This is a genomic window from Pseudarthrobacter sp. TAF60_1 (genome assembly GCF_052113505.1).
GTDB lineage: Bacteria > Actinomycetota > Actinomycetes > Actinomycetales > Micrococcaceae > Arthrobacter.
In genome coordinates this window covers 201,062-210,103 of sequence record NZ_JBFRDI010000008.1, presented here as the reverse complement: position 1 = coordinate 210,103, position 9,042 = coordinate 201,062, and the positions used below count along the sequence as shown (strand labels likewise).

Below are 9,042 nucleotides of genomic sequence, written 5' to 3'. Positions count from 1 at the left end.
AAGCCCTCGGCTACACCGTCACCCTGACACCCGCAGCCTGACCCCGTCTTCATACCCACACCAACACCCGCCAGACCATCACGGGGTGAACCAGTGCGCACCGACCGCGGTCACGTCCCCTCCATTTTCGGACTAGTGAGAGAGCGTCCTCCGGGTGGAGGGGGTTAGCCGGTGTTGCGCAGGCCGGCTGCCACACCGTTGACCGTGATCAGCATGGCCCGCTGAAGGCTTTCGTCGATCTCTGCGTTGGTCAGGCTTTCACCTTCGGCGCCCTCGGCCCCTTGGGCGGCCCGGATACGCCTGAGCAGCTCAACCTGCAGGTAGCTGATGGGGTCCAGGTACTGGTCCCGGATTTCCAGCGAACGCTTCAGCGTGGGCTGGGCGTCCAGGAGGACGTTCTCACCGGTCAGGTTCTGGATTTCCCTGACGGTGAGGTCGAACTCCTCCCGGATGGCGCGGAAGATGCGGTGCAGCTTCTCGGGGACGAGCGTGGCCACGTAGTACCCGGCGATGTCCAGGTCCGTTTTGGCCAGGGTCATCTCGACGTTGGAGAGCACGGACCGGAAGAAGTGCCACTGCTCCATCATCTCCACGAGCTGGGCGGAGTGGCCGGCCTCGCGCGCTGCCTTCAGGCCAGAGCCCACACCGAACCAGCCCGGCACGATCTGCCGGGACTGGGTCCAGCCGAACACCCACGGGATGGCGCGCAGACCTTCAAGGCCGGCCCCGGAATCCGGGCGCTTGGAGGGGCGGGAGCCAATGTTCAGCGAGCCCAGCTGCTCCACCGGGGTGGATGCCAGGAAGTAGGCGGGCAGCTCGGGATCGTCGATCAGCTTCCGGTACCGGTCAAAAGCGCCATCGGAAATGGTTTCCATGACGTGCCCGTAGCGTTCGCGCTGATCGTCCGAGGTCCGCGGATCGCGGTGCAGTGCAGAGCCCTGGAGGACGGCCGCGAGCGAAAGCTCCAGGTTTTCCCGGGCCAGCTCCGGCAGCGAGTACTTGTCAGAAATGACCTCGCCCTGTTCGGTGAACTTGATCTCCCCTTCCAGCACGCCGTTCGGCTGGGCCATGATGGCATCGTATGTGGGGCCGCCGCCGCGGCCCACGGAACCTCCGCGGCCATGGAACAGCCGGACCCGGACGCCATGCTTGGCCGCGACGTCGCGAAGGTTCCGCTGGGTCTTGTGGATCTCCCACTGACTGGTCATCACCCCGGATTCCTTGTTGGAGTCCGAGTAGCCCAGCATGATTTCCTGGACGTCGCCGCGGAGCCTGACGAGGTCGCGGTAGGACGGGACGGACAGCAGCTGGTCCACGATTTCGGCGGAGGCGCGCAGTTCCTCCACGGTTTCCAGCAGGGGTGCAAAGCCGATCTTGGCGTACGGCGATTCCCCGAACAGGTTGATCAGTCCGGCTTCGCGGGCCAGGACGGCCGCGGCCAGGACGTCGTCCGCGCCGCGGGTCATGGAAATAATGTAGGTCTCGATGACGTCCGGGCCGTAAGTGCGCAACGCGCGGCGGATTTCACGGAAGACGTCGTACGTCCCGTCCGCGACGCCGTCGAGCTTAATGGGGTGGCCGGAGAGCGGGCGGCGGGACGCGAGCTCCGATCCCAGCACCTCGAAGCGCTCAGTACGGCTCAGCTCGGCGTAGCGCAGGCCCGGGCCGCCGATCCGGTCCATAAGCTGGCCCACGGCATCGTGGTGGTGATCCGCGTGTTCGCGGATGTCCAGGGTGGCCAGGTGCAGGCCGAACGATGCGACGGCGCGGCGGACGCGGGCCAGCGCACCGTCAGCAACGAGCGACGCCGAATGGTTGCGGAGGGACAATTCCAGCAGTTCCAGATCCGCCATGAGTTCCGCCGTGGACCTGTAGTCGCGGCCATGTTCGTGAGTGGAGTCCACGGCAACCCGTTTGCCCGTGTTGATGAGCTTGGCCTTGATGCAGGTGAGCTTGAGTCGGTAGGGCTCCTGGGCGTTGAGCTCCAGGACGCGGCGGTCCAGGCCCGGGAGCTTCTTCAGGTCTACTTCGATCGAATCCAGCAGGCCCTGGTCCGCGCCGGACAAGGCGGTGGAGTTGGACAGGATGGAGATCAGTTCGTCCATCATGGCGATGCTGATGCGGACGGCGTGCTGGTTCTGGATCTGCAGGATTTCCCGCGTGACGGCCGCCGTGACGTTGGGGTTACCGTCGCGGTCGCCGCCGATCCAGGAACCGAACCGGATGGGGGCGTCCTGGGCCGCGAGGCTGACACCGTGCTCGCCAAGCAATTCCGAGAAGTCCGACAGTATCTCCGGCATGGCGTCGGTCAGGATGCCGCCGAGGTAGTAGATCGCGTTGCGGGCCTCGTCCACCGGCGTAGGGCGCACCTGCCGCAGTTCGTCGGTCTGCCACATCTGGTCGATGACCTCGGACAGCTGGCGGTCCTGCCGGCGGCGCGCGGACGTGCCTTCCTTGGTGGGCTGGGCCAGCACATCGGAGAGCTTGCGGATTTTGTCCAGCACCGAACGTCGCGAAGCCTCGGTGGGGTGGGCCGTGAAGATGGGGCGGACATCCAGTCCGTTGACCACTTCCTGGAGCCTTTCGGGGCCGGCCTGGGCGGCGATTTCGGCCACGGCCTTGGCCAGCCAGCCGTCCTTTTCCTCCCTGGTCCGCAGGGTGCGGACGCGATGGACCTGCTCGGCGGCGTTGGCGAGGTGGAAATAGAAGGCGAAGGCCCGAACCAGGTCGGTTGCCTGCTCAATCGGCAAGGAGCCGAGCAGTTCGCGGACCTGTTCGACGACGTCGTGCGCGCTCCACGGGCCGGTGGCATCGGCGCCGCCGCGGGCGGCTTCCTTGGATTCCTTGGTGAGGAGGCGGACCTGCTCCACGAGCTCAAGGAGTTCAGGACCGTGCTGGCGCACCAGGGATTCGCCCAGCAGGGTGGAGACGCGCCGGACGTCGGCCCTCAGTTCGGAGGCGAGATCGGTTGTGGGATTCACTGCAGTGTTAGCCATGGAAACTGTCTTTCGAGGGTTCGGGACTTGGCTCGTACACTGCGCTGGATACTGTGAGCCGCGTTACTACGTTTCGATGCTACCTGCACCCGACGGCGAAGCGGGAATCCGTCTCAGATGATGTCTTTGCCCTTGACGCCCGCCACAGCTTCCACGTTCACGGCGGTCCTCAGCGGGCTACTTTGAAATTGAACTCGCCCGTGCCCAGCGCACCCCAGACCCGCAACCAGAGGGGCATGATCATCTCCGCGCCCCGGGCGGTGGTGATGTCGCCGAGGTCGAGGACGTCTGTATGGCCTAACGCCGTCAGGATTTCGCTGACTGCCGCCTTGGCTCCGGCATCGTTCCCGGAGACAAAAACGGTGTGGTCTCCCCCAGCCACGCGCCCGGGATCAACCATCACGCTGTTAGTCATGGTGTTCAGCGTCTTGACCACCTTTGCTTCCGGGAACGCCCGCTGGATCTGTTCCGCCAGGCTGTCCGTATTCACCGGACTCAGAGCCGGTGGGAAACCGTGGGAGAAGTCGAGCGGGTTGGCGACATCCATCAGGATCTTCCCGGCCAGGTTCGCCGCGCCGGCCTCACTCAGTGCTTCAACGGAGGCCGTGCCATTCGTCGCATTGACCACCAACTCGGCGGCCGCGGCGGCGTCGGCGAGCGTGGCGACGGCTATCTCCGGGTGGGATGCGTGCCACTGGGAAAACGCCGGTCCGCCCGTCCCGCCAGGCTTTGTCCGGGCCAGCGTGGCCTGCGGGTCACGGGTTCCAATCACAACATCGTGGCCCAGTCCGGACAGGGCCGCGGCCAGTGCGGGCCCCACGCTTCCGGTTCCAAGTACTGCAATCTTCATGATCACTCCAGTTCGGCGTGCGGGTCCTTTAGGTCTGACGTTACTCGCCTGAGGGTGCGAGCGCGCCTGAAACGTCAGACGATCGCGGAGACGCCTGTGACGGCCCGGCCCACGATGAGCGTGTTTATTTCGTAGGAGCCTTCGTAGGTGAAAATGGCCTCGGCGTCCGCGAAGATCTTGGCCATCCTGTAGTCGGTCACTATGCCGTTGCCGCCGAGGATGGACCGGCCCAGCGCTACCGTCTCGCGCATCCGGGCACTGGTATAGGACTTGGCGAGGGCCACCTGGGGCATGTCCGCCGCGCCCTCGTCCTGCAGCTGGGCCAGCCGGGCCATCATGCCCATGCTGGCGACGGCGTTGCCCAGCATGGTGACCAGCTGCTGCTGGATGAGCTGGAACTTCGCCAGCGGCCGGCCGAACTGCTGGCGTTCGACCGCGTACTGCCGGGCGACGTCGAACGCCGCCAGCTGCTGGCCCACTGCCTGCCAGGCCACCATGATCCGCGAGCCGCGCAGGAGCTGGTTGGTGTCCTCGAAACTGCTGACGCCGGCGAAACGGTCCGCCTCGGCAACGTGGACGTCCTTAAACACGATGTCGGCGTTCTGCACCGTCCGCAGCGCAATCTTGTTTTCGATCCGGCTCCGGCTCACGCCCGGCAGGGACGCGTCCACAATGAATCCACGCACCGCGCCCGGCAGCCCGTCGGCGCCGCCGGATTCGTCCCTGGCCCACACGAGCATGTAATCGCAGAACGTCCCGTTACCGATCCAGCGCTTGGCGCCGTTGAGCACCCAGGCATCGCCGCCGTTGTCGGCTTTTCCCGTGGCGCTGGAGATGCGCCGGGCGCGCGTTTCCATCCCGCCGGCGACGTCGGAGCCGTGGCCGGGTTCGGTGAGCGCGAAGGCGCCGGTAATGCGCAGGTTTGCGGCATCCTCCAGCAGCCGGTCCTTTTGGCCGGCCGAGCCGAAACCGTACAGCGACTCCACGAACAGGTCGTGGTGGACCAGGAAAAACGTGGCGATCGACGTGTCCACGCGCGTCATCTCGGCGATGACCAAGCCGGCGAAGAGGTTGCTGTAGCCGCGCTGGGCCGGTGTGCTCAGCTCCAGCGCGGCGAGCTTAGGAAGGATGTGCGCCGGAAACTCCGCCTTGTTCCACCAGTCCGACGCGTGGGGGGCGATCTCCGTGGCGAGGAATTCGCGCAGCTCCGCCAGTTTGGCCCGCTCCTTCGGATTGAGCAGGGACTCGAAGTCGAAAAAGTCGGCGGTGGGCAGCCCGCTCACTTCGGGCCCATCCGGATGGCGCCGTCCAGCCGGATGGTTTCGCCGTTGAGCATGGCGTTGTCCACGATGTGCGCCACCAGGCTGGCGTATTCGGCAGGCCGCCCCAGCCGCGACGGGTGCGGGACCTGCCGGCCCAGGGAAGCCTGGGCTTCATCGGACAGCGATGCCATCATGGGGGTTTCGAAAATGCCCGGGGCGATGGTCACCACCCGCACCAGCGAGCGCGCCAGTTCGCGGGCCAGCGGCAGGGTCATCGCGGCGACAGCCCCCTTCGAGGCGGCGTAGGCCGGCTGGCCGGTCTGCCCGTCGAAGGCCGCCACGGATGCAGTATTGACGATGACGCCGCGCTCGGGTCCGCCAATGCTGGTGGTGACCGGCTCGGTGGCAACCATGGCTGCGGCCGCAAGCCGCAGGACGTTGAACGTCCCCATGAGGTTCACCTGGATGACGCGGTTGAAGACGTCCAGCGGAAGGACTCCGTCACGGCCCAGCACCTTGCCGGGGGTGGCAATGCCGGCGCAGTTGACCACGATGCGCAGGGGCCCCAGGGATACAGCGGTATCGACGGCGGCCTGCACCTCCGCTTCGTTGGTAACGTCCGCGGGAACGAAAACGGCCCGGGGCCCGGCGCCGCTGGCGCTGCCCGCATTCAGCTCCGCCGCGTAAGCCGCCCCGGCAGAGGACGGCAGGTCCATCAGCACCACCGAGGCGCCGGCGTCGAACAGTCGCTTCGCCGTGGCAGCCCCCAAACCGGATGCCGCGCCCGTAATCAGCGCGACCGTACCCTTGACGTCCATACATCCTCCTTGATGTGGCCCCGCGAGCATGCCGGCGGCGAGTATTAGTTAGTGAATGTTAACTGAAATACACGTGAGCCGCACCCTCGCACGGGCTCAAGGGCCCAGCCGCGGGCGCCCGCTAGGCTGGACGCATGACTTCGCCGGACACCAGCCCAGCACCCGCCGACCGGACCCCCGCTGACCGGGCCCCCGTAGACTGGCCGGCCCGCGCGAACGAGGCCGCCCGTTCGGTGACGTCACACTTTGGCCAGCGCCTGCTGTTCCTGCCGGGAACCCACCTCGGGGCGGTCCGCTGGCCGTCCAACCGGCTACAGAACCTTTTCCACCCCTGGCACTACTGGTGGCAGGCGCAGTACGTGGACTGCCTGGTGGATGCCGGGCGACGCGAACTGGGCAACGGCGCCACGCAGGCGGCCAGGTTCAACGGCCCCGACAACGCCAGCGCCGGAAAGCTCGCATCCCGGCTGGTCACGGGCATCAGGCTGCGCAACGCTTTCACGTTCGTGAACAGCTATTACGATGACATGGCCTGGCTGGCGCTGGCCACCCTTCGCCTGCAGAACCTGGCAGAGGAGACGCGGAAACCGGGCCGCCGCCGCAATGCCCGCGTTCACAAAACCCTGACCCTGCAGTTCGATTCCGCCTCCACTGATGACCTGGGCGGCGGCACCTTCTGGAGTAAGAAGCGGGACTTCAAGAACACCCCGGCAACTGCCCCCGTGGCGCTCTACTATGCCCGGACCGGCCAGCAGGCAAAAGCGCAACGGCTGGTGGACTGGCTCAACACCGTCGTGTTTGACCAGGCGCAAGGCCTCTACGTTGACGGGGCACGGCTCAACGCGGCCGGCGAAATCACGGTGGAGAACAACATCTACACCTACAACCAGGGGCCTGTCCTCGGGGCGCTGCTGGAGCTTGGCGGCGACGAGAACCTCAGCCGGGCGGCCGCCGTCATCAGGGCCATTGACCAGCACCTGACCGTCGCGGCCCCTGCACTGGTACCCGGAAGCTCCCCGGGCACCCGTACCAGCATCCTGCGCTGCGATGGAACGGGCGACGGCGGACTCTTCACCGGGATCCTGTGCAGATACCTGGCACTCGCCGCCGCCGACGCGAGGCTTCCGGAGGGCGCCCGGACCACTGCCGCCGAACTCGTCCACGCCACCGCGGAAGCGTTCTGGGCGGGCCGGCGCACCCAAGGCGGGCCCATCTTCTCCATCCACGCGGCGCTTCCGGCGGACGCTACTTACCCGGCGGGAGCCGCCGTCGAACTTTCCACCCAGCTGCAGGCGTGGATGGCGCTGGAGGCCGCCGCAACCCTTAGCGGGGCGGCCATCACCGGGGCAGCGCCGGCTGCACCTTGACCGGCGCGAGCTGGGTGATGACAAGGACAGCAGTGACGGCGCCGGCAGCCATGATCGCCGCGAGCACTACAATCTGGAAGCGCCCGGCTTCAAGGGGCGACACCCCGCCGAAAATGGCACCTACGAAGGCTCCCGGGAGGGTCACCAGGCCTGTGGTTTTGGTCTGGTCAGTGGCAGGAATCAAGGCCGCATACACCGAACGCCGGGCAAGATCCAGGGTTGACCGCCGGGGCGAAGCGCCCAGCGCCAACCAGCCCTCCACCTCATCCCAGCGACCATGGACCGTCTCCGCGAACCGCCGGCCGGCCAGGACGGCAACCGTCATCGCGTTCCCTATCACAATCCCTCCGATGGCCAGGGCGTAGCGGGGACTGAATTCGATCGCTCCGGTGCCAAAAATGATCAGCAGTGTGGCCGCGATGCCGGCAGCCATGGAACCTCCCACCAGGGCGAGGCCAGCCCAGCTCCAGCCCACGCGCCGGGTGGCGCTGACCGTCGCCACCGTGAACATCACCAGCAGCCCCACGGCGACCCACAACGGACTCGTGATAACGCCGCTGAGCACAAAACTGACGGCGGCCAGCTGCACCGCTCCCCTGAGGATCGCGAGCGCGGGAGAAAACGGGGACGGCACACGGAATGCCAGCAGGACGGCAACTGCCAGCACCAACAGCAGGCCGACGCCCGCCAACGTGGGCAGGAAATCCGCAAGCTGAGGCATGAGGCCAGCATAGCCAGCCGTGGCGACACGTCATGTTTACCAATTAGCTCACATAAAGTTTGCACAATTCCGGAGGCTCTGGGTAACCTTCATTTTTAGGTAAGCCTAACCTTGGCTGCCCCGATCCGAGGTATCCACCCGCAATGACTGCAAACTATCTGATTGGCCTCCGCGAAGGCCTCGAGGCGACCCTGATCGTGGTCCTGCTGATGGCATACCTGGTCAAGAGCGGCCGCCGGCATCTCCTCCCCCGGATGTGGGCCGCGTCGTTTTCGCCGTCGCGGTTTCCTGCGCATTTGGCGCCTTGCTCACCTACGGTCCGCGCGGCCTGACGTTCGAAGCCCAGGAGGCCATCGGGGGCAGCCTGTCGATACTGGCCGTCGGGCTTGTTACATGGATGGTGTTTTGGATGGCCAGGACCGCCCGGACGCTTGGCAGCGACCTCCGCTCGCGGGTGGACGTACAGTCCGGGGGAACCGGCTGGGGGCTCGCTGTGGTGGCGGCTGTGGCTGTGGGCCGCGAGGGCCTCGAGACGGCGCTTTTCCTGTGGGCTGCGGCGCAGTCCTCCGGTTCCTCGACAACACCTCTTATGGGGGCGCTGCTGGGCCTGGCAACGGCGGCCGCCCTGGGCTACCTGCTTCACCGGGGGGCCTTGAAGGTCAATCTCGGAAAGTTCTTTACCTGGAGCGGTGCGGCCCTGATTGTCATTGCCGGCGGTGTGCTGGCCTACGCGATCCACGATTTCCAGGAGGCAGGCCTCCTGCCCGGCCTGCACACCCTGGCATTCGACGTCTCGGCCGCCATACCGCCGACCTCCTGGTACGGCACCCTGCTCAAGGGAACACTGAACTTCTCCCCCGCCACCACCTGGTTCGAAGCCGCCGCGTGGCTGCTCTACGTACCACCCGTCATGTACCTCTATATCCGTTCCAACCGGCGCGCCCACACGGTCACCCCGAACTGTGCAACGGCCGCCGCAGCAATCTCCTAACTCCCCAACCCAACGCATCCCTCCCCGAAGGATTCAC

At 66.4% G+C, this 9,042-nt stretch carries 6 protein-coding genes and 1 pseudogene; 2 read left to right on the top strand and 5 right to left on the bottom strand.

Annotation, left to right across the window (positions count from 1 at the left end; all coding sequences use genetic code 11):
* Positions 1–164 precede the first annotated feature (164 nt).
* The 4 genes from ppc to AB4Y73_RS11725 all read right to left on the bottom strand — a co-directional run bounded on the left by ppc (position 165) and on the right by AB4Y73_RS11725 (position 5,926).
* On the bottom strand, positions 165–2,996 hold the full coding sequence (gene ppc / locus AB4Y73_RS11740) for a phosphoenolpyruvate carboxylase (RefSeq protein WP_441871698.1): 2,832 nt from the start codon (positions 2,994–2,996) through the stop codon (positions 165–167).
* A gap of 169 nt (positions 2,997–3,165) precedes the next feature.
* A complete protein-coding gene (locus AB4Y73_RS11735; protein WP_441871696.1) occupies positions 3,166–3,846 on the bottom strand; it encodes an NADPH-dependent F420 reductase in 681 nt (226 codons plus the stop codon).
* 74 nt (positions 3,847–3,920) lie between these two features.
* On the bottom strand, positions 3,921–5,129 hold the full coding sequence (locus tag AB4Y73_RS11730; RefSeq protein ID WP_441871694.1) for an acyl-CoA dehydrogenase family protein: 1,209 nt from the start codon (positions 5,127–5,129) through the stop codon (positions 3,921–3,923).
* Positions 5,126–5,926, bottom strand: a complete 801-nt coding sequence (locus AB4Y73_RS11725; RefSeq protein WP_441871692.1) for an SDR family NAD(P)-dependent oxidoreductase — start codon at positions 5,924–5,926, stop codon at positions 5,126–5,128. Before AB4Y73_RS11725 ends, AB4Y73_RS11730 begins: the two co-directional genes overlap by 4 nt.
* A gap of 134 nt (positions 5,927–6,060) precedes the next feature.
* On the opposite strand from AB4Y73_RS11725, the gene AB4Y73_RS11720 reads away from it, so the two are divergent.
* On the top strand, positions 6,061–7,293 hold the full coding sequence (locus AB4Y73_RS11720; protein ID WP_441871690.1) for a glycoside hydrolase family 76 protein: 1,233 nt from the start codon (positions 6,061–6,063) through the stop codon (positions 7,291–7,293).
* Here the strand turns inward: AB4Y73_RS11720 and AB4Y73_RS11715 are convergent.
* Positions 7,265–8,014 carry an ABC transporter permease gene (locus AB4Y73_RS11715; RefSeq protein ID WP_441871688.1) on the bottom strand — a complete coding sequence of 250 codons (750 nt, stop codon included), beginning with the start codon at positions 8,012–8,014 and terminating at the stop codon, positions 7,265–7,267. The two genes, AB4Y73_RS11720 and AB4Y73_RS11715, sit on opposite strands and share 29 nt — an antisense overlap.
* Before the next feature lie 143 nt (positions 8,015–8,157).
* Between AB4Y73_RS11715 and efeU the strand changes: the two are divergent.
* Positions 8,158–9,005, top strand: a pseudogene (gene efeU, locus AB4Y73_RS11710) (iron uptake transporter permease EfeU).
* Positions 9,006–9,042 lie beyond the last annotated feature (37 nt).